Origin of the sequence: Massilia norwichensis, assembly GCF_024753245.1 — a bacterium.
GTDB classification, from domain to species: Bacteria; Pseudomonadota; Gammaproteobacteria; order Burkholderiales; family Burkholderiaceae_D; genus Telluria; species Telluria norwichensis.
In genome coordinates this window covers 1-20,419 of sequence record NZ_JANUGX010000004.1, presented here as the reverse complement: position 1 = coordinate 20,419, position 20,419 = coordinate 1, and the positions used below count along the sequence as shown (strand labels likewise).

Below are 20,419 nucleotides of genomic sequence, written 5' to 3'. Positions count from 1 at the left end.
GCTATTTTACAAAAAATTTCCATTGGGAAATGCGGCAATACTCACGCAGAGGCCGGCATACATTTTCGTCTTTTCTTGGCATACTGCCCAGACCGGCATTTCGCCGCCACACAACGATAACGAGACCGCCAAGTGAACCCGACCCGCGACCTTGCCACCTCCATCGCCGCTGCCATCGCGCTGCTGGCCGCTTCCTGCACTGCCATCGCTGCCGCACCCATCCCTGATCGTACTGCGGAAACCCTGCAAAAACTGGCCGATGCCGCCGGGCCGCCGGGCTTCGAGGAGCCGGTACGCGCACTGCTGGTCGGGATGATGAAGCCGCTGGCCAGCTCGCTGAGCTACGACGGCATGGGTTCGATCATCGCTACGCAGGGTACTACCGGTCCGAAGATCATGGTCGACGCCCACATGGACGAACTGGGCGGCATGGTCCGCCGCGTCACGCCCAACGGCCTGCTGACCATGCAGATGCTGGGCGGCTGGCTCGACCAGGCGCTGCCGGACCAGCGCTGGGTCATCATCGCCAGCAAGGGACCGGTGAAGGCGGTGACCGGCATCCGCGACGTGCACGTGGTGCCGGCGGAAGAGCGGACCAAGGTCTATCCGCGCGATTCGCTGTTCCTCGACGTCGGCGCGGCCAACGAGGCCGAGGTGCGCGCGATGGGCATCTCGCCGGGCGATCCGATCGTCCCCGATGCGCCCTTCGAAATCCTGAACGGCACCCAGAACTATCTCGGCAAGGGCTGGGACGACCGCGTCGGCTGCGCCGTCATCGTCGAGGCCATGCGCCGCCTGGCCAATGAGCCGCATCCGAACCAGATCGCGTGGGTGATCACGACCCAGGAAGAGATCGGCCTGCGCGGTGCGCACACGGCGGCAGAAGTCGTGAAGCCGGACCTCGGTATCGCCCTCGAAGGCGGGATTACCGGCGACGTGTTTCCGGGCCATCCGGAAGAGACCCAGGTGAAACTGGGCGCGGGACCGGGCATCTTCCTGTACGACTCGTCGGCGCTGCCGAACCGGAAGCTGACGGCGTTCGTGAAGCAGACCGCGGCTGAGCGCAAACTGCCGCTGCAGCTCGATCTGGTGCAGGGGTATGGCGACGATTCGGCCGAGATCCAGAAGAGCCATGGCGGGGTGCCGACCGTGAATCTGGTGGTGCCGGTGCGTTATACGCATGCGCATAACGGGATCATGAATCGGCGGGATTTCGATCAGATGGTGGAGCTGGTGGTGGCGATGCTGAAGAAGCTGGATGCGGCGGAGGTAAGGCGGATTCGAGATTTTGCGCCGGATGGACGTTGAGAGACCCTATGCGGCCAAGGCGACGCGCTTGTCATTTTCATCCTCTCAGTCCTGGCGGTGCTGGGACTATGGTTGCGAAATGAGATGAAAATAGATCGTTGTCTGGACCGTGGCGGCAGGTGGGATGCACATCGGCAGATCTGTGAAGGCGCGGTCGAGTAAAGTCTGTGACCGCGCCTGTCAGGCAAAGAAAAAAGCCGCCGATTCGCAAGAACCGGCGGCTTTTTTTCTACTGCTATTCTGGTGGTGATAGGTGGACTTGAACCACCGACCCCAGCATTATGAGTGCTGTGCTCTAACCAGCTGAGCTATATCACCGAAACTGGTACTAAAACAAAATGGCTTAGCCTTTTGAAAGCCAAGCCATCTCGCGGAAACTTGGTGGTGATAGGTGGACTTGAACCACCGACCCCAGCATTATGAGTGCTGTGCTCTAACCAGCTGAGCTATATCACCAAAACGGGTTGCATTATGCCGTCAGCACCCAAGACTGTCAAGGTTACGCGCTTCGAATGTGCTTGTCCAGTGTGGCTAGAAGTTGCGCCGTCGCATCGGACGCCAGGCAATCGATGACGATCCGCTCCGGCATCGAGCGCAGCCAGGTCAGCTGGCGCTTGGCCAGTTGGCGCGTGGCGACGATGCCGTTCTCGCGCAGCTGCCTGCGGTCGTATAGGCCGTCGAGGTATTCCCAGCTCTGGCGGTAGCCGACGCAGCGCATAGCCGGGAGGCCCAGATGCAGGTCGCCGCGTGCGCGCAGGCCGGCTGTCTCGGCCACGATGCCGGCATCGTCGCGTTCGCCCAGCATCTGCTCGAAGCGCAGCGCGATGCGTTCGTGGAGCACTGCGCGGTCCGATGGTTCCAGCGCAAACGAGAGCAGCTCGAAAGGCAGCACGGTCTTTTCGCGCCGCGCCAGCAGCTCGGACATCGGCTTGCCCGACAGTTCGATGATCTCCAGCGCGCGGTTGATGCGCTGGGCGTCGTTCGGCGCAAGCCGGTCCGCGGTCACCGGATCGAGTGCGCGCAGCTTCGCGTGCATGCCGGGCCAGCCGATGCGCGCGGCTTCGGCGTCGATGCGGGCGCGGACGTCGGCATCGGCGGTCGGCAGGTCGTCGAGGCCGTCGACCAGGCCCTTGAAGTACATCATCGTGCCGCCGACCAGCAGCGGCAGCTTGCCGCGCGCCTGGATCTCGGCCACCAGCCGGATCGCGTCTTCGCGGAACTGCATCACCGAATAGGACTCGAGCGGGTCGATGATGTCGATCAGGTGGTGCGGCACGCTGGCCAGTTCTTCGGCCGTCGGCTTGGCGGTGCCGATGTCCATGCCGCGGTAGACCAGGGCCGAGTCGACCGAGATGATCTCGACCGGCATCTGCCGGGCGATGGCCAAAGCGGCGGCGGTCTTGCCGGACGCGGTCGGGCCCATGATGGCCACGGCCATCGATTTGTGATTCGCAGTCATAAATAAATAAAGGCTTACTGCCCGCGCAGGAACAGCTTGTCGAGCGCGGAAATCTCCAGCTGCACCCAGGTCGGGCGGCCGTGGTTGCATTGGTCGGCGCGTTCGGTGGCTTCCATCTGGCGCAGCAGGGCGTTCATTTCCTGCACGCTGAGGATACGGTTGGCGCGCACTGCCGTGTGGCAGGCGAGGGTGCCGAGCAGTTCGTTGCGGCGCTCGATCAGCACGCGCGAGCCGCCGTATTCGCGCACGTCGCGCAGGACGTCGCGCGCCAGCGTCTGGGCATCGGCGTTCTTCAGCAGGATCGGTACCGCGCGCACCGCCAGCGTGGTCGGCGAGACCGCGGCGATGTCGAAGCCGAGCGCCTGCAGCGTCTCGCGATTTTCCTCGGCGGTGCCGACTTCGACGGCGTCGGCGAAGAAGGTCACCGGGATCAGCATCTGCTGCACCTGCATCTGCTCGCCGCCGGCCTGGGCGTCGAGCGCGTTCTTGAGCTGCTCGTACAGGATGCGCTCGTGGGCCGCGTGCATGTCGACCAGCACCAGGCCCTTGCGGTTCTGCGCCAGGATGTAGATGCCGTGCAGCTGGGCCAGGGCGAAGCCGAGCGGGAAGTCGTCGTCCGAGGCGGGCGGCACGGTGTTCGGGACCGGCAGCTCGAAGCCCGAGGGCGCGGGCCGGGATGCCGTCGCCGTATCGCTGTCGCGCAGGCCGGTGAACAGGGCGCCATAGCTTTCGGTGCGCTGTGCCACGCCGCCGCCGCTGCCGCCGGACGAGGGCGAATAGCTCGAGGCGTAGGGCGAGGCTGGCGTCAGCTGCGAGCCGAACGAGGTCTGCTCGTGCGGACGGCGCCAGGACGGCGTGCCGCCGCCGCTATTGCCGGACTCCCGTCCAAAGCCGCCGCCCCAGGACGCGCCCGAGGAGCCGCTAGACGCCGCGATCTCGGCCGCGCTGACCGGTGCCGGCGCGTTGCCGTGCGCGGTGGCCGAGGTCTGGGCCAGCGCGCGCTGCACCGCGTGGAATACGAACTGGTGGACCGCGCGGCTGTCGCGGAAGCGCACCTCGATCTTCGATGGGTGCACGTTGACGTCGACCATGGCCGGGTCCAGCTCCAGCGCCAGCACATAGCTGGGGAAGCGGTCGCCGTGCAGCACGTCCTCGTAGGCGGCTTTCACGGCGTGGACCAGCAGCTTGTCGCGCACGAAGCGGCCGTTCACGTAGAAGAACTGGCCGTCGGCGCGGGCTTTGGAGGCGGTCGGCAGGCCGACGTAGCCGTGCAGGCGCAGCGGGCCGGCGCTTTCATCGAGCTGCAGGCGCGCTTCGGCGAAGTCGTTGCCGAGGATCTGGGCGCTGCGCTTGGCCGGCTCGCTGACGTTCCAGTGATCGATGGTGCGGCCGTTGTGCGTCAGGCTGAAGGACACGTCCGGACGCGCCAGCGCGATGCGGCGCACGACTTCGGCGCAGTGGCCGTACTCCGTCTGCTCGGATTTCAGGAACTTGCGGCGCGCCGGCGTGTTGAAGTACAGGTCCTGCACGTCGATCGTGGTGCCGAAGGCGCCGGACGAGGGCGAGACCGTGCCCTGGTGCGAGCCGACGATCTCCCAGGCGTGCGGCGCGTCTGCCGTGCGCGAGGTGATCGACACCGCCGCCACCGAGGCGATCGAGGCCAGCGCCTCGCCGCGGAAGCCCAGCGTGTTCACGTTCTCGAGGTCGGTCAGCGAGGCGATCTTCGAGGTCGCGTGGCGGGCCAGCGCGAGCGGCAGTTCTTCTGGCGGAATGCCTTTGCCGTTGTCGGTGATGGCGATGCGCTTGACGCCGCCTTCCTCAAGGCGGATCGTGATCTGGGTGGCGCCGGCGTCGAGCGCGTTTTCCAGCAATTCCTTGACCACGGCCGAGGGCCGCTCGACGACTTCGCCGGCGGCGATCTGCGAGATGAGCTGGTCGGGAAGCTGCTGGATGGGACGGTGGGTGGGGGCCGGGGCGTTCATCCGCAAATTATAGCGTTATTCACTGTCGTTCCCGTGGAGGCGGGAACCCATACTGAGGCACTGATGAGACGGCGTATGGATTCCCGCCTACGCGGGAATGACGTGCTATGGCTTTTGCTCTCGCACCGGAATCTGCGCGTTGCAGAGATCCAGGTAGTTGGGCGAGACCTTGTTCCACGGGCCGCCGCGATTGCGTTGGGCGTCGAGGACGGCCTGGTAGGTGGCGCTGTCGGTGCGCATCACTTCGAGGTGGGTGCGCTCGGCGTCCGGCACGTCGGCGGCGACCTTCACCGCGGCGATCGGCACCTGCAGCTCCGGCTTGTCGTAAAAGCCCATCGGCGCCGGGCCGCGCGGCAGCGTCGACAGCAGCGGCATCCCGGCCACGACGCGGCCGACCACGGTGATGTTGCGGTCCAGCTGGCGCGGCGCCTGGCCGGTGACCACGTACAGGCTGGTGCCGCCGCCGCTGTCCGACTCGTTGCCGCGGGCGACGCCGACCATGCCGTAGCAGTGCGTCAGCCAGGTCTGGCCGGCCTTCGGATCGCGCCCGACCGGAAAGCCGTTCGAGTGGCCGATCTGCGGCGCGAAGCCGTCGACGTCGCGCATGCGCACGAACTGTTTATCGTTCGACAAGGGCACGGTGAATTCGGCCGGCAGGGTTTTCTGCGCGTCCTTGACCTTGCGGACCTTGTCGTCGTCCTCGTGCGGGTCGCCCCATTGCACGACGAAGTTGTCCTGCGAGCGGATGATCGCCAGGCCGTCGTAATAACGCTCGCGCGCCAGCGCCTTGATATTTTTGGCGTGGTTCGGGGCGAAGGCCGGCGCCAGTTCGATGACCACGCGCCCGGCCGGCAGTTCCAGGTACAGCGTATTTTCCGGGTCCAGCGGGCGCCAGTCGGCCGCTTTCGAAGCCTTCAGCACGTCGCCGACGCTGGGTTTCGGCGGCAATTCCTTTTCGGTCTTTTTTTGCGCAGCGGCGGCGCCGGCGTTCGTCGCCAGCAGGGCCGCCATGCCCAGCACGATGCCACGGTGGAGCTTCGGGTAAGCCATCTGTCTCTCCTTGTCGTTCTTGTTCTAAAGATTGTAATCCGGAAAGTGCAAATTCTCTCTGCGAAGTTGACGATCCAGCCATTTTCCCGGTACGTACTGGTGGTATCATTCGGCGCTACCATTTAGGATGATTATGGATCTGATGCAACTTTTCGGCATGATTCTCCATGTCGATAAAACCCTTGGCGACCTGCTGGCCACCTACGGCGTGTATGTCTATGCGGTCCTGTTCGCGATCGTGTTCTGCGAGACCGGCCTCGTGGTCCTGTTCTTCTTCCCGGGCGATACGCTGCTGTTCATCGCCGGCGCCTTCTGCGCCACCGGCGAGATGAGTTATCCGCTCCTGATGCTGCTGCTGATTATCGCGGCCGTGACCGGCAATACACTGAATTACTACATCGGCGGGGCGATCGGGCATCGGGTCTTCACCCACGACTACCGCTGGCTGAACAAGGACGCGCTGCAGCGTACCCATGACTTCTTCGAAAAGCACGGCGGCAAGACCATCATCCTGGCGCGCTTCGTGCCGGTGGTCCGCACCTTCGCGCCTTTCGTGGCCGGCGTCTCGGACATGACCCATGCGCGCTTCCAGATGTTCAACATTACCGGCGCCGTGCTGTGGGTGGCCGGCCTGGTGACCGCGGGTTACTTCTTCGGCAATATCCCGCTGGTGCGCGACCACCTGACGGCGATCGTGCTGGTCGGCGTCGGCGCGGCCGTGGTGCCGCTGGCGCTGGGCGGCATCTACAAGTTCGGCCGCCGCATGATGAGCCGCTGAGCCATCAAGCATTGCCATCCTCGCAAAACGCGCCGCATTGCCGGCGCGTTTTGTTTTATTACTCCGGCTCAAGTTGCCGCATGGACTCAAGTTTACGGTGAACCACGCCGATAAAGCAGGGGACAGCAACACTACTGGAATCCCATGCGTAACCTGATCGCCCTGATCGCTTGCAGCTGCGTCGTCCTGAGCGCAAGCGCGAACGATCCTGCTCCCGCCGCAGCAGCCAAACTGGCGGCCTCCGTGTCGAAGCCCGCCTCGCTCTCCCTGCCGAGCAAGGAAGCGATGGCCAAGGAAGCGGCCAAGGAATCGGCATCGATCAAGAAAGAAAGCCCGGCCAGGAAAGCCGCACCGGCACCGGTCGAAGACGACAAGGAGCAGGAAGCCGAAGTCGCGCTCTCGGCCAAGATCGCCGAGCGCCTCGCCGAATTGCGCGAACGCCAGCAGGCGCGCGCCACGGCCGCCGTGCGCGCGAAGAAAGCCGCCGAGGCCAAGCGCCGCGAGGAAGAGAAGGCCGCCGCCGCGGCCGCGATCCTGGCCGCCACGCCCAAGCGTGGCACCGTCTGGTCCTATGAGGGCGAACTTGGCCCGGCCAACTGGTCCAAGATCAATGTCGATTGGGCCAAGTGCGGCATGGGCAACCGCCAGTCGCCGATCGACCTGCGCGACGGCATCAAGGTCAACCTCGAGCAGATCGGTTTCGACTACCACCCGTCCTCGTTCAACGAGGTGAACAATGGCCACACCATCCAGGTGACGGTCGGCGGCGGCAATTTCATCACGGTCGGCAACCAGACCTACGAGCTGCAGCAGTTCCACTTCCACCGTCCGTCGGAGGAGCGCATCAACGGCAAGGGCACGGAAATGGTCATGCACCTGGTGCACAAGAGCTATGACGGCAAGATCGCGATCATTGCCGTGCTGCTCGAGCGCGGCCAGCCGCACAGCCTGATGCAGACCATCTGGGACAACCTGCCGCTCGAAAAGAACGAGGTGGTGGCGCCCTCGATCGTGATCGATCCGATGGACGCGCTGCCCGAGAAGCGCGAATACTTCACCTACATGGGTTCGCTGACCGAGCCGCCCTGCACCGAAGGCGTGCTGTGGCTGGTGTTCAAGCAGCCGCGCCAGGCCTCGCCGGCGCAGATGGCGCTGTTCTCGCGGCTGTATCCGCTGAACGCGCGGCCGGTGCAGCCGACCAGCGGGCGGATGATCAAGGAATCGAACTGAGCAACTTGGGTTCCCGCCTGCGCGGGAACGACGCTTAGACCGCCGGACTGATCCGGTACTCGCCGCGCCACACCCCGCCCGGCTCCAGCGTCGCCGGCCCCAGCAGGGCCGGTTCGATGCACACGAAGTTCCGGTACTCCTCGTCATCCATATCAGCCAGCGCCGCGGCGTCGGCCGCGCCCGGATTCCACACCACCGCATCCGTGAAGCCGCTCTGCTGCAGCAGCAGCTTGTCGGCGCCGTTGTCGAAGTGGATGGCCCCGGCGATGCCTTCGAACACCTGGTCCAGCTTGTCAGTAATCGCCAGGGTCTCGGCCTGCAGGCCGGCGATGCGCACGGCTTCGACATCCTCGACCAGGTGGTAGGTATGCAGTGCCGCGGCAAACGGGAAGGGGTGGGTGCCGATGTTGCGCACTTCGAGCGCCATCGCCAGTTCGGCGCCGTGCACTGCTACCCGCAGCGCCAGCTCGAAGGCATAGGCCCAGGCGCTGGAGGCCTGCGGCGACAGGTCGCCCTGGTTCAGGCCCAGCACGGCAAACGCGGCGCCGTCCTGCTCGCCGCTGTCGAGCACGCGCCAGGTGCTGGTGCGCGCGAAACCGTGGCGCGTGCCTTCGCCGCGCTCGGCAAATTGCGGGAAGATCACCGGCACGCCGCCGCGGATGGCGCGGCTGCCGTCGAGTGCCGACAGGCGGCTCATGAACATGCGTTCCTGCGCCGGCGCACCTGTGGCGGCTGCCGGTTTCCAGGACACCAGATGGGCCCCGTACAGGGTGATGGTGGCTTCGGCGCCGTCCGGCGCGCGCAGCAACAGGGCGGGCAATTGCCCGTATTCGATAGTGGATACGCTCACGGCAAAACCCTCCTGTAGCTAAGACTCGGGAAACGTCAGGCCGTTCGACCTTTCGCCAGCGGCGGATTGTACGCGAAGTAGCGCTTGATGCCTTTCGTGATCGCGTCGGCCAGCTGGTTCTGGTAGGCGTCGTCCTTCAGTTTCGCTTCCTCTTCCGGATTCGAAATGAAAGCCGTCTCGACCAGGATCGAAGGGATGTCCGGGGCTTTCAGCACCGCGAAGCCGGCCTGCTCGACCGAGCCCTTGTGCAGGCGGTTGATACCGCCGATCTCGCTCAGCACGGCCTTGCCGAGCTTCATGCTGTCGTTGATCTGGGCCGTGGTCGACAGGTCGAACAGCACGCTGGCGAGCTGCTTGTCCTGCGTGCCCAGGTTCACGCCGCCGATCAGGTCGGCCTTGTTCTGGTCGTTCGCCAGCCAGCGCGCCGCGCTCGAGCTCGCGCCTTTTTCCGACAGCACGAACACGGATGAACCGCGCGCCGAGGGCTGGATGAAGGCATCCGCGTGGATCGAGACGAACAGGTCGGCCTGCACCTTTCTCGCCTTTTCGACGCGCTGGCCGAGCGGCACGAAGAAGTCGGCGTCGCGGGTCAGCATCACGCGCGTGTTCGGCAGCGCTTCCAGCTTGCCCTTCAGGCGCTTGGCGATTTCCAGCACGATGTCCTTCTCGTGCACACCGCTGGCGCCGGTCGCGCCCGGGTCCTCGCCGCCGTGGCCGGGGTCGAGCGCGATGGTAACCATGCGCGTGACCTTGCCGCCCGCGCTCCTGGGTGCGGACGACGGCGGCTGCGGCGGGGATTGCGGCGCGGTCGGCTGCGGCTGGGCCGGGGTGCTGCCGGCGCGCGCGGCGTCGGCTTCGAGCTTGGCGATCGCATCCGGACCGGCCTGGCCGACCGTCGGCGCGCCCGGCTGCGGCGCCGGTGCCGGGGTGGCGGCGGGCGCGTTCTTTTCCGCGTCCGACCAGTTCTCCCTGGCGATCATGGCCGCGATCGGGTCCACCGGCCGCGTCGGATACAGGTCGAAGATCAGGCGATGCTTGTAGCCGGCGACCGGCGCCAGCGTGAACACCTGCGGCTTCACCTCTTCCTTGAGGTCGAACACCAGGCGCACCACGTTCGGCCGGTTCTGGGCGACCCGTACTTGCGCGATGTAGGGGTCGTTCGACTCGACCTTGGCGACCAGGCTCTTCAGTGTCTCATTGAGCGCCAGGCCCTCGATGTCGACCACCAGGCGCGGCGGATTGGCCAACATGAGGTGGGTGGCTTTCAGGTCGCCGTCATTTTCCAGCGTGATGCGGGTGTACTCGTCGGCGGGCCAGACGCGCACGGCCATGATCTGCGCGGCGGCGGCCGTCAGCGGCGCGATCACGGACAGCAGCAGCGTGCCGCCGGCTTTCAGGACTGTGCGTCGCTTGGGAGAACCGGGAATCAGGGAGTCGGGGGGAAGTGCAGGCGTTCGAGGCATAGCAGGCCCAAATCAGACAACGCCTGCAATTCTACAGCACGGCCGAGGCCGCTGACTGATAGCAATACCCGGACGTCGGGCGGCGGCAACACCGGATCGCCTTTTTCCGGCCACTCGACCACGCAGATGTTCCTGCCGTCGAAGTCTTCGCGGAAGCCGGCGTCGAGGAATTCCTCGGGACTGGACATGCGGTAGAGGTCGTAGTGGATCAGGTTGACGCTTTGTCCATCCAGCGTAATCCGATACGGCTCCGACAGCGTGTAGGTCGGGCTTTTGACGGCACCCTTGTGGCCGGCCGCGTGCAGCAGGGCGCGCGTCAGCGCGGTCTTGCCGGCGCCGAGGTCGCCGTGCAGGTAGACCACGAGGCCGGGCACCAGCGCGCGCGCCAGGGCAGCGCCCAGGGCCTGGGTTGCCGATTCGTCCTCGAGGTAGGCGCTCAGTTCTTGCTTTGGTTGTTGCATAGGTGCTGCGGGATTAGAATGTCGTGTTAGTCGTCCACCGTTTGCCATGTCTGCCATCCAACCCGACCTTCAAGAACTCGCGCGCGCCATCAAGGCGTGGGGCGCGGAACTGGGCTTTGCCGAGGTCCGGATCGCGGACGTCGATCTCACCAGGCACGAAGCGGGACTGCAGGCATGGCTGGACGCCGGCCACCATGGCGAGATGGATTATATGGCAAGCCACGGCATGAAGCGCGCCCGGCCGGCGGAACTGGTGCCGGGCACGGTGCGCGCGATCGTGGCGCGCATGGATTACCTGCCGATGCATACCGACGCCGACTGGCGCGCCAGGGAACGCCTGCGCCAGCAGGACCCGGAGGCCGCCGTGGTCTCGGTGTATGCGCGTGGCCGCGATTACCACAAGGTGCTGCGCAACCGGCTGCAGCAGCTGGCCGAGCGCATCCGCGGCCTGGCCGGCGAATACGGCTTTCGCGTGTTCACCGATTCGGCGCCGGTGATGGAATTGCCGCTGGCGGAAAAGGCGGGACTCGGGTGGCGCGGCAAGCACACGCTGCTGCTGTCGCGCGAGGCCGGCTCGACCTTCTTCATCGGCGAGATCCTGGTCGACCTGCCGTTGCCCGTCGATGAAGCCCGAGGGGCCCATTGCGGCCAGTGCGAGGCCTGCATCACGGCCTGTCCGACGAATGCGATCCTGGGACCGGGCCGGCTCGATGCGCGGCGCTGCATCTCCTACCTGACGATCGAGCTGAAAGGCAGCATCCCGGAAGCGCTGCGGCCGCTGATCGGCAACCGCATCTACGGCTGCGACGATTGCCAGCTGGTCTGCCCCTGGAACAAGTTCGCCCAGCGCGCGGTGCTGCCGGACTTCGACGCGCGCCATGGCCTGGGCGAAGCCAGCCTGGTGGAATTGTTTGGGTGGGAAGAAGAGGAGTTCAACCGCCGCATGGAAGGCAGCCCGATCCGCCGGATCGGGCATGAACGCTGGCTGCGCAATCTGGCGGTGGGGATGGGGAACGCCGCCGATGCCGCACGCGGCGATGCGCGCATCGTGGCGGCGCTGCGGACCCGGCTCGACCATCCGTCGGCGCTGGTGCGCGAGCATGTGAGCTGGGCTTTGGCGCGCCACGGCGCCTGAGGCTGCTTTAGATTTCGATGCGCTTCATGCGCAGTGCGGACCAGTCGCCGTCGATCGAGATCATTGCCACGCCTGTGATACCGTTTTCCTTCGCATAGGCATTGATTGAGTCGCGATTGATATCAGTGGCTTTCGAGGCGGTTTGCTTCAGGTAGGCGACCCACAGCGAGCCTTTTTCGCCCAGGCGTTCCTTCGCGGTCGGGAAGTGCTGTTCAAGTTCCTTGCGGTTCATCGCGAACAGCAGCACCACATCCACCTGGTCCTGGTCTTTCTTGATCAGGTCGGGCGGCATCTGCGACACCATGCCTGGATGGACGTTCCCGTTCAGGATCAACATCGATTTCGCGTTCCTCAGGAACATCTTGTCTGCAATTGTCTTTTCGCTCATCTGCTTTCCCTAAGAAATATTCAGCGTGGTCAGTTTGACCATGGCGTGTTCAGGTTGATTTTACAAGCGAACCCCTGAAAGACAGGCCGAGAAAACCTGCCGTGCGCAGGGTCCGGAACCCGACAGCGGCGCCATCCGCCGCAAGGCATGAAGCCGCGGACGGTATGGTGCCGAGGGGTACGAAAATGGATTGCGGCCGCATCATGCGGTACGCGGGGATGGCCGCTTGCGCGGCAAGGAATAGCTAAGGGTGGGCGGGCAGCTTTACAAGAGCCCGGTAAGAGATTTTCCCTCTTGGGCCCCGCCTGCGCGGGGGCGACGATTCGCCTTACTTCAGCAGGCCGGCCAGCTCGACCGCGGTCTTGACCTGCATCTTGTCGAAGATGTGGGCGCGGTGCACTTCCACCGTGCGCATGCTGATGCCCAGCTTGTCGGCGACGACCTTGTTCATGTTCCCGGCCAGGATCAGGTCGAGCACCTCGCGTTCGCGCGCCGACAGCGTGGCCAGGCGCTCGTGCACGGCGCTGGAGGCGGCGGCCTGGCGCGACCTGGCGAGGGCTTCCTCGACGCGGTCCATCAGCTGGTTGTCGTTGAAGGGTTTTTCGAAGAAGTCGAAGGCGCCGCGCTTGAGCGTATCGACCGCCATCGGTACGTCGCCGTGACCGGTCAGGAAGATCACCGGCAGGCGCGCCAGCAGACCGCGCGCCACCAGCTGGTCGAACACGGCGATGCCGTTCATGCCGGGCATGCGCACGTCGAGCAGCACGCATTCGCCGCCGGCGTCGTGCTCGGTGCCCAGCGCATCGAGGAAGGCCTGGCCGCCGGCATAGCCGCGCGTCGCCAGCCCGCGCGACTGCGCCAGCCATTCGAGGGCATCGCGGATCACGTCTTCATCGTCGACGATGTGCAGCATGGATTCTCCTTCGGTCAGCTCGCTATTGTAGCGTGCGCCCGCTGCAGCGTGAACGTGAAGACCGTGCCGCCGCCCGGATTGTCGGCGTGGGTGAGGGTCCCGCCGTGGAACTCGATCGCGGTGCGGCAGATCGACAGGCCCATGCCCATGCCCTCGGCCTTGGTCGAGAAGAAGGGCGAGAACAGGCGCTCGGCCACTTCGGGCGAGATGCCGTGGCCGTTGTCGATGACGGACACCGAGACCTGTCCCGCTTCCGCATCCTGCGCCGCTTCGATGCGCAGCACGCGGCGTTCGCGGTCGACCGCCTGCATCGCCTCGATCGCGTTGCGGGTCAGGTTCAGCAGCACCTGCTCGAGCAGCACACGGTCGGCCAGGACCGGCGGCAGTCCCGGCGCGATTTCCACCTGCAGCGTGACATAGCTCTGGCGCGCCTGCAGGTCGACCAGCGCGCGGATGCCGTCGATCACCTGCGCCACCATCACGCTCTCGCGGCGCGGCTCGCGCTTCTTCACGAATTCGTGCACGCTGCGGATGATCTGGCCGGCGCGGCGGGCCTGGGTGTTGGCCTGTTCCAGCGCGCGCTTGAGCATGCCGGCACCATCGCCCGCCGCCCCGCGTTCCAGTACGTTGAGGGCACCCGCCGTGTAACTGGAGATCGCCGCCAGCGGCTGGTTCAGTTCATGCGCCAGCATCGACGAGATCTCGCCCATGGTCGCCAGGCGCGCGCTGGTCTCGAGCTTTTCCTGCTGCTGGCGGGCCAGCTCTTCGGCGCGCTTGCGGTCGGTGATGTCGAGCACGGAGCTCATCCAGCCGGTATGGCGGCCGTCGGCGCCGACCAGCGGCGCTTCGAAGATCAGCACCGGCACGCGGGTGCCGTCGGGGCGCTGGAACACCGTTTCGAACTGCGGCGTCACCTGGCCGGCCAGGATCTTGCGGAAGCGCTGCTCGTATTCGCCGGTGGCTTCCGGCGCCCAGTAGGCCATGGGCGGCTTCTTGCCCAGCAGTTCGCTGGCCGGCAGGCCGACGATGCGGCAGAAGGCCGGGTTCACGTAGGTGACGCGGCCTTCGAGGTCGCGCGCGCGCAGACCAGTCAGCAGCGAGTTTTCCATCGCGGTGCGGAAGGCCATCTGCTGGCGCAGCGCGTTCTCGGCGGTGACCGTGCGCGCGATGTGGCGCCACAGCGCGACCAGCGACAGCACCAGGCCCAGCGCCAGGACGATCACCGAACCGACCAGCAGGTTGGGCAGCAGCTTCGGTGCGCCTTTCACGCTGTCGGTGGCGAGCGTGATCTGGGCGCCGGGCAGGTCGAGCGCGCGCTTGTGCGTGTAGACGCCGTGGCCGGGACCGCCGGCGGCGCGGCGCGCCACCGTGCGCTCGTCGCGGTCGAGCAGGGACAGGGCGTTGTCCTGGGCGAACCACCATGGCACGTTCTCGTCGAGCAGGGTCTGCAGGTTGTAGGTGGCGATCAGGCTGCCGACGAAGCTGCCGTGGCGATAGAGCGGCAGGTGATAGTCGACCAGGCCGCCGTGGGCGTCGCCGGCGCCGTAGGCATCGCTGTAGCGGCCGTTGCGGGTGCTGCGCGACATCAGCTGGGCATCGCGTGAGGACTGGATGAGCCCATGTTCCGGCAGCTCGCTGCCGCGCAGGGCCAGCAGCTTGCCGTCGGCGTCGAGCCAGGCGATGCGGCGCAGTTCCGGGCCGTTCTTGAACATCTGCGCCAGGCGCGGCTGCAGCGCCTCGGGCGAGGGCGGGATGTCGGCGGCAAGGTCGGCGCCCAGCGTGGCCAGCGCTTCCTCGCTGCGCGCCAGTTCGAAGCGCAAGGTCTGCTCGACCCAGAGGGTGTCGGCGATCAGCTGTTCCTGGCGCTCGTTGGCTTCCATCTGGCGCGCCTGCCAGGGCAGCCACAAGAGGACGAGCAGGAACAGCAGCACCAGCAGCACCGGCACCAGCCAGCGCCAGGGACCGTCCGGCACCGGGCGGGGGATCGAGAATGGGTTTTTCATTCAATAACGTGATACTTTTACTGCTGAGCCGGCTATTGTGGTTTTCCACAATAGATGCGAGATAAAAAGCTCAGCAGACTCCAGGTAAATACAAAAAAGCATACCCATTCTTATAACAGAGGAGACGACATGAAGATCAAATCCATGGTGGCGGCGCTCGCGCTGCTCGCCGGCGCCAGCTTTGCCCTGAACGCAGCGGCCCAGGCCCCCATCGTCATCAAGTTCAGCCACGTGGTGGCGACCGACACGCCGAAGGGCCGCGCCGCCGAGCGCTTCAAGGACCTGGCCGAAAAAATGACCAAGGGCCGCGTCAAGGTCGAAGTCTACCCCAACAGCCAGCTGTACAAGGACAAGGAAGAACTCGAAGCCCTGCAGCTGGGCGCGGTGCAGATGCTGGCGCCTTCGCTGGCCAAGTTCGCGCCGCTGGGCGTGAAGGAATTCGAGGTGTTCGACCTGCCGTACATCTTCCCGAACAAGGCCGCGCTGTACACCGTCACCGAAGGCCCGATCGGCAAGAGCCTGCTCATGAAGCTGGAGCCGAAGGGCATCACCGGCCTGGCCTACTGGGACAACGGCTTCAAGGTCATGTCCGCCAACAAGCCGCTGCACGCGCCCGCCGATTTCCGCGGCCTGAAGATGCGCATCCAGAGCTCGAAGGTGCTGGACGCGCAGATGCGCGCGCTGGGCGCCAACCCGCAGGTGCTGGCCTTCTCGGAAGTCTACCAGGCGCTGCAGACCGGCGTGGTGGACGGCACCGAGAACCCGCCGTCGAACATGTACACCCAGAAGATGCATGAGGTGCAGAAGCACGTGACCGTGTCGAACCACGGCTACCTGGGCTATGCGGTCATCGTCAACAAGAAGTTCTGGGACGGCCTGCCGGCCGACGTGCGCGGCCAGCTGCAGCAGGCCATGAACGAGGCGACCAAGTACGAGAAGGCGATCGCCCAGCAGGACAACGACATGGCGCTGGACGCCATCCGCAAGGCCGGCAAGACCACCATCTACAACCTGAACCCGCAGGAACAGGCGGCATGGCGCAAGGCCCTGCTGCCGGTGCAGAAGCAGATGGAAAGCCGGGTCGGCGCCGACCTGATCGGCCAGATCAACAAGGCGACGGCTTCCGTCCAGTAACTCTTCCAACGTCGTCGACGTTTGAGTCGTCGTCCCCGCGAAGGCGGGAATAATGCCACCGGCATTATTCCCGCCAAGTTCTGCGTGCGCTTCGGCTGCTCGTGCAACTTGGGGAAAAAGCGCCAGTGGCGCTTTTTCGCCTGCGCGGGAACGACGTTGTGCTGCACCGCGTCCACGTCCAAAACTAAAATGAAAATCCTCGATCGCCTCGAAGAGTGGATCATCGCCAGCCTGATGGCCGCGGCCACCTTCGTCATCTTCATCGCGGTGCTGCACCGCTACCTGTCCGGCCTGCCCATTCCCGGGCTGCAGGATTGGCTCATCGCCCAGAACACCAGCTGGGCCCAGGAACTCTGCATCTACATGTTCGTGTGGATGGCCAAGTTCGGCGCCGCGTATGGCGTGCGGACCGGTATCCACGTCGGCGTCGACGTGCTGATCAACCGCCTCAATGAACGCTGGCGCAACAAGTTCATCGTGTTCGGCCTGCTGGCCGGCGCGCTCTTCACCGGCATCATCGGCAGCTTCGGCGCCAACTTCGTGCACCACATGTACGGCACCGGCCAGATTTCCGCCGACCTCGAATGGCCGATGTGGATCGTCTATCTCGCAGTGCCGCTCGGCTCCTTCCTGATGTGCTTCCGCTTCCTGCAGGTGGCCTGGACCTTTGTCCGCACCGGCGAACTGCCCAAGCATGACCATGCCTACGTCGAAGGCCTGGACGACGAAATCGAAGAAGCAAGGAAAGCCCAATGAACGCCGCCATCATCTTCATCCTGCTGCTCCTGCTGATGCTGACCGGGATGCCGATCTCGATCTCGCTCGGCCTGACGGTGCTGACCTTTCTGTTCACCATGACCTCGGTGCCGATCGAATCGGTGGCGCTCAAGCTCTTCACCGGCATCGAGAAGTTCGAGATCATGGCAATCCCCTTCTTCATCCTGGCCGGTAATTTCCTCACCCACGGCGGCGTGGCGCGGCGCATGATCAACTTCGCCAGCTCGATGGTCGGGCACTGGCACGGCGGCCTGGCGCTGGCCGGCGTGTTTGCCTGCGCGCTGTTCGCGGCGGTGTCGGGTTCGAGCCCGGCGACCGTGGTGGCGATCGGCTCCATCATCCTGCCGGCCATGGTCAAGCAGGGCTATCCGAAGCGCTTCGGCGCCGGCGTGATCACGACCTCGGGCGCGCTCGGCATCCTGATCCCGCCCTCGATCGTGATGGTGATGTATTCGGTGACCACCAATACCTCGGTCGGCCAGCTGTTCATGGCCGGCGTGGTGCCGGGCCTGATGCTGGCCTTCCTGTTGGGGCTCACCACTTGGGTGCTGGCGAAGAAGCACAACTATCCGCGCATGCAGCGCGCCACCTGGGGCGAGCGCTGGACCGCCTTCCGCCGCAGCGCCTGGGGCCTGTTCCTGATCGTGATCGTCATGGGCGGCATCTACACCGGCGTGTTCACGCCGACCGAGGCGGCCGGCATCGCGGCGGTGTATGCCTTCGTGATCGCGGTGTATGTCTACAAGGACCTGAAGCTCAAGCAGGTCGGCAAGGTGCTGCTGGACTCGGCAGCGATGTCGGCGATGCTCCTGTATATCATCACCAACGCCGTGCTGTTCTCCTTCCTGATGACCAGCGAGAACGTGCCGCAGGCGATGGCCAGCTGGCTCACCGGCCAGGGCCTGGGCCCGATCGGCTTCCTGATCGTCGTGAACCTGCTGTTGCTCCTGGCCGGCAACGTGATGGAGCCCTCGTCGATCGTGCTGATCATGGCGCCGATCCTGTTCCCGGTCGCGACCCAGCTCGGCATCGACCCCGTCCACTTCGGCATCATCATCGTGGTGAACATGGAAGTCGGCATGTGCCACCCGCCGGTCGGCCTGAATCTCTACGTGGCGTCCGGCATCACGAAAATGGGCATCTCCGAGCTGACGGTGGCGGTCATGCCCTGGCTGCTGACCATGCTTGGTTTCCTGTTGTTAATTACCTACGTGCCAGCCATCTCCTTATGGCTCCCGCGCATGGTTTATGGCTGAAATATATTTCGTGAATGTATATAAAAAACTACGACTTTCTTATTCGAATGCGTTATGATGGCGCAGCTTTGGCACCACAGTGGTGCGTTTCGAAAGCCCGGACACTGATTTGGGGAGAAGCACTAAGAAAGCGGACATCCAGGATTGGATCTCCGGAGAAAGTATGAGGAGACACACGTTTTATAGAGCTGCCGGCACGACCGAGTGGCCGCAAACGTGACCGACTGAAGCGCACCCCCCAAGGGTGCGTTTTTTTTTGTGCTGCCGAGTGCTACACTGCATCAATGAACACACAACAGGGTAGCGAACTCTTCAACGCCATCGTCGCGGCGCCCTTCGGCGCGATGGGCATCCGCACCGAAGAGGGACGCTTGCGCGAGCTGGTCTACCTGCCGCCGCACTACCAGGAAAAAGCGCCGCAGGATGCCTGCGCCGAACAGGCCGCGCAACAGGTGCTGCGCTATTTCGACGACGCCGATTTCCGCTTCGAGCTGCCGCTGTTCGAGGCCGGCAGCGACTTCCAGCGCCGCGTCTGGGACACGATTTGCGCAATCCCGCGCGGCAGCACGCGCACCTACGGCCAGATCGCCAAGCTGCTCGAATCGCATCCGCGCGCGGTCGGCCAGGCCTGCGGCGCCAACTGGTTCCCGCTGGTGATTCCCTGTCACCGCGTGACCGCCGCCGGCGGCCTGGGCGGCTTCGCCAGCAGCGACGACGAACACGGCTTCACGCTCACCGTCAAGCGCTGGCTGCTGCGTCACGAAGGTGCGCTCCCTACTGACGTTCCATGGCAGCAGCAGTCAATCTTTCCCTGATCGACGGCTTCTGCGACGCCCTCTGGCTCGAGCACGGACTGGCAAAGAATTCGCTGGACGCGTATCGCCGCGACCTGCGCCTGTTTGCCGGCTGGCTGGAAGCAAAACGTCCCGAGCGCGCCAGCCTGCATGCGGTGCAGGCGCAGGACATCGCCGCCTATTTTGCCGAGCGCCACGAGGACACCAAGCCCAGTTCGGCCAACCGCCGGCTGTCGGTGCTCAAGCGCTTCTACCAGATGGCGCTGCGCGAGCGCCGCATCGACCATGACCCCTGCCTGAACCTGGCCTCGGCCAGGCAGCCGACCCGCTTCGTGCACACGCTGAGCGAACCCCAGGTCGAGGCCTTGCTTGCCGCGCCGGACGTGTCGACCCCGCTGGGCCTGCGCGAGCGCACCATGCTCGAGCTGATGTATGCGAGCGGCCTGCGGGTATCGGAACTGGTGACGCTCAAGGTGGTCGAGCTGAGCCTGAACGATGGCGTGCTGCGGATCACGGGCAAGGGCAGCAAGACCCGCTTGGTGCCCTTCGGCGAGCAGGCGAGACTCTGGCTGGAACGCTATATGAAGGACGCGCGCGGGGTGATCCTGAACGGCCAGGTCGACGATGCCCTGTTCGTCACCGGCCGCGGCGGTCCGATGACGCGCCAGATGTTCTGGATCGTGATCAAGAAGCATGCGGCAAAGGCGGGCATCACGGCACCGCTGTCGCCGCACACGCTGCGCCACGCCTTCGCCACCCACCTGCTGAACCACGGCGCCGACTTGCGCGTGGTACAACTGCTGCTGGGCCATTCCGATATTTCGACCACCCAGATCTACACCCATGTCGCCCGCGAGCGTTTGAAGCACCTTCACGCACAGCACCACCCGCGTGGTTAATTCTCAAGACTTGGCGAGTCTCGTGGGCCATAATGGCGCAGAGCTCCTAACAACACCTCCATGGCTGCGTTGCATCGTCTCGCCGTACTAGCGTACTGTCTTCGCGGTCCGCCGATGCGGCGATGCGCCTTGCCCTGAAGGTGTTGTTAGAAGCTCTTCCTTCCACACGCACGAGGACACCATGGCCAAGACGAATTTCCAGTACGAAAAGCGGCAACGTGAGTTGGAGAAAAAGAAGAAGGCAGAGGAAAAAGCGCGGCGCAAGCAGGAAGCGAAGCTGCACAAGGGGGAGGAGGGGACGGCTGCTCCGGAAGAGGATTCCGGGGTGGTGGCTGAGCGGGAGCAGGATACGGCCTGAGCATTGTCGTGGGGGGGGGGGGCCGGCCCCCCCGGGGGGGGGGAGGGGGGGGGGGGGGGGGGGGGGGGGCCCCGCGGGCGCCGCCCCCCCCCCCCCCCCCCCCACCCCCCCCCCGCCCCCCCCCCCCCCGCCCCCCCGCCGCCCCCCCCCGGCGCCCCCCCGGCCCGTCACGCTGCCCCCC

Annotated in this window: 19 protein-coding genes and 2 tRNA genes; 10 read left to right on the top strand and 11 right to left on the bottom strand. The window is 65.3% G+C overall.

What is annotated here, in order from left to right; translation table 11 throughout:
* Positions 1–132 precede the first annotated feature (132 nt).
* Complete coding sequence (locus tag NX782_RS04650; RefSeq protein WP_258844254.1) at positions 133–1,308, top strand: M42 family metallopeptidase; 1,176 nt, start codon at positions 133–135, stop codon at positions 1,306–1,308.
* Between the two features lie 241 nt (positions 1,309–1,549).
* Here the strand turns inward: NX782_RS04650 and NX782_RS04645 are convergent.
* The 5 genes from NX782_RS04645 to NX782_RS04625 all read right to left on the bottom strand — a co-directional run bounded on the left by NX782_RS04645 (position 1,550) and on the right by NX782_RS04625 (position 5,799).
* A tRNA-Met gene (locus tag NX782_RS04645) sits at positions 1,550–1,626 on the bottom strand.
* 61 nt (positions 1,627–1,687) lie between these two features.
* A tRNA-Met gene (locus NX782_RS04640) sits at positions 1,688–1,764 on the bottom strand.
* 43 nt (positions 1,765–1,807) lie between these two features.
* The gene (gene miaA / locus NX782_RS04635; protein ID WP_258844253.1) at positions 1,808–2,767 is read right to left on the bottom strand and encodes a tRNA (adenosine(37)-N6)-dimethylallyltransferase MiaA; all 960 of its coding nucleotides are present in this window, start codon (positions 2,765–2,767) and stop codon (positions 1,808–1,810) included.
* A gap of 14 nt (positions 2,768–2,781) precedes the next feature.
* A complete protein-coding gene (gene mutL, locus NX782_RS04630) occupies positions 2,782–4,749 on the bottom strand; it encodes a DNA mismatch repair endonuclease MutL (protein WP_258844252.1) in 1,968 nt (655 codons plus the stop codon).
* A 105-nt stretch (positions 4,750–4,854) separates the two neighbouring features.
* Positions 4,855–5,799, bottom strand: coding sequence for a peptidylprolyl isomerase (locus NX782_RS04625; RefSeq protein ID WP_258844251.1), 945 nt, complete (start codon positions 5,797–5,799; stop codon positions 4,855–4,857).
* A gap of 133 nt (positions 5,800–5,932) precedes the next feature.
* Between NX782_RS04625 and NX782_RS04620 the strand changes: the two genes are divergently transcribed.
* Both NX782_RS04620 and NX782_RS04615 read left to right on the top strand, forming a co-directional pair.
* Positions 5,933–6,577, top strand: a complete 645-nt coding sequence (locus NX782_RS04620) for a VTT domain-containing protein (protein WP_258844250.1) — start codon at positions 5,933–5,935, stop codon at positions 6,575–6,577.
* A 144-nt stretch (positions 6,578–6,721) separates the two neighbouring features.
* A complete protein-coding gene (locus tag NX782_RS04615) occupies positions 6,722–7,807 on the top strand; it encodes a carbonic anhydrase (RefSeq protein WP_258844249.1) in 1,086 nt (361 codons plus the stop codon).
* A gap of 34 nt (positions 7,808–7,841) precedes the next feature.
* Here NX782_RS04615 and NX782_RS04610 read toward each other — a convergent pair whose 3' ends face one another.
* From NX782_RS04610 to tsaE, 3 genes are read right to left on the bottom strand one after another with little or no spacing between them, the layout of a single operon-like run.
* On the bottom strand, positions 7,842–8,657 hold the full coding sequence (locus NX782_RS04610) for an aldose epimerase family protein (protein WP_258844248.1): 816 nt from the start codon (positions 8,655–8,657) through the stop codon (positions 7,842–7,844).
* A gap of 35 nt (positions 8,658–8,692) precedes the next feature.
* A complete protein-coding gene (locus NX782_RS04605; RefSeq protein ID WP_258844247.1) occupies positions 8,693–10,120 on the bottom strand; it encodes an N-acetylmuramoyl-L-alanine amidase in 1,428 nt (475 codons plus the stop codon).
* Positions 10,084–10,581, bottom strand: a complete 498-nt coding sequence (gene tsaE, locus NX782_RS04600) for a tRNA (adenosine(37)-N6)-threonylcarbamoyltransferase complex ATPase subunit type 1 TsaE (protein WP_258844246.1) — start codon at positions 10,579–10,581, stop codon at positions 10,084–10,086. The genes NX782_RS04605 and tsaE overlap by 37 nt, the downstream gene beginning before the upstream one ends.
* A 46-nt stretch (positions 10,582–10,627) precedes the next feature.
* On the opposite strand from tsaE, the gene queG reads away from it, so the two are divergent.
* Entirely contained in the window at positions 10,628–11,716 is a 1,089-nt protein-coding gene (gene queG, locus NX782_RS04595; RefSeq protein ID WP_258844245.1) for a tRNA epoxyqueuosine(34) reductase QueG, read from the top strand.
* 7 nt (positions 11,717–11,723) lie between these two features.
* Here queG and NX782_RS04590 read toward each other — a convergent pair whose 3' ends face one another.
* The 3 genes from NX782_RS04590 to NX782_RS04580 all read right to left on the bottom strand — a co-directional run bounded on the left by NX782_RS04590 (position 11,724) and on the right by NX782_RS04580 (position 15,020).
* Positions 11,724–12,104 carry a DUF3052 family protein gene (locus NX782_RS04590; RefSeq protein WP_258844244.1) on the bottom strand — a complete coding sequence of 127 codons (381 nt, stop codon included), beginning with the start codon at positions 12,102–12,104 and terminating at the stop codon, positions 11,724–11,726.
* Positions 12,105–12,432: 328 nt separating this feature from the next.
* On the bottom strand, positions 12,433–13,017 hold the full coding sequence (locus NX782_RS04585) for a response regulator transcription factor (protein ID WP_258844243.1): 585 nt from the start codon (positions 13,015–13,017) through the stop codon (positions 12,433–12,435).
* Between the two features lie 14 nt (positions 13,018–13,031).
* Positions 13,032–15,020 carry a PAS domain-containing sensor histidine kinase gene (locus NX782_RS04580; RefSeq protein ID WP_258844242.1) on the bottom strand — a complete coding sequence of 663 codons (1,989 nt, stop codon included), beginning with the start codon at positions 15,018–15,020 and terminating at the stop codon, positions 13,032–13,034.
* Between the two features lie 129 nt (positions 15,021–15,149).
* Here NX782_RS04580 and NX782_RS04575 point away from each other — a divergent pair, with 129 nt between their 5' ends.
* The 6 genes from NX782_RS04575 (at position 15,150) to NX782_RS04550 (ending at position 20,238) form a co-directional block, all read left to right on the top strand.
* The gene (locus tag NX782_RS04575; RefSeq protein WP_258844241.1) at positions 15,150–16,154 is read left to right on the top strand and encodes a TRAP transporter substrate-binding protein; all 1,005 of its coding nucleotides are present in this window, start codon (positions 15,150–15,152) and stop codon (positions 16,152–16,154) included.
* A gap of 189 nt (positions 16,155–16,343) precedes the next feature.
* Positions 16,344–16,910 carry a TRAP transporter small permease gene (locus NX782_RS04570; protein ID WP_258844240.1) on the top strand — a complete coding sequence of 189 codons (567 nt, stop codon included), beginning with the start codon at positions 16,344–16,346 and terminating at the stop codon, positions 16,908–16,910.
* Complete coding sequence (locus tag NX782_RS04565; RefSeq protein WP_258844239.1) at positions 16,907–18,187, top strand: TRAP transporter large permease; 1,281 nt, start codon at positions 16,907–16,909, stop codon at positions 18,185–18,187. The genes NX782_RS04570 and NX782_RS04565 overlap by 4 nt, the downstream gene beginning before the upstream one ends.
* A gap of 284 nt (positions 18,188–18,471) precedes the next feature.
* Complete coding sequence (locus tag NX782_RS04560) at positions 18,472–19,002, top strand: methylated-DNA--[protein]-cysteine S-methyltransferase (RefSeq protein WP_258844238.1); 531 nt, start codon at positions 18,472–18,474, stop codon at positions 19,000–19,002.
* Positions 18,975–19,880, top strand: coding sequence for a site-specific tyrosine recombinase XerD (gene xerD / locus NX782_RS04555; RefSeq protein ID WP_258844237.1), 906 nt, complete (start codon positions 18,975–18,977; stop codon positions 19,878–19,880). Before NX782_RS04560 ends, xerD begins: the two co-directional genes overlap by 28 nt.
* Before the next feature lie 181 nt (positions 19,881–20,061).
* A complete protein-coding gene (locus NX782_RS04550) occupies positions 20,062–20,238 on the top strand; it encodes a hypothetical protein (protein WP_258844236.1) in 177 nt (58 codons plus the stop codon).
* The last annotated feature ends 181 nt before the right edge of the window (positions 20,239–20,419 follow it).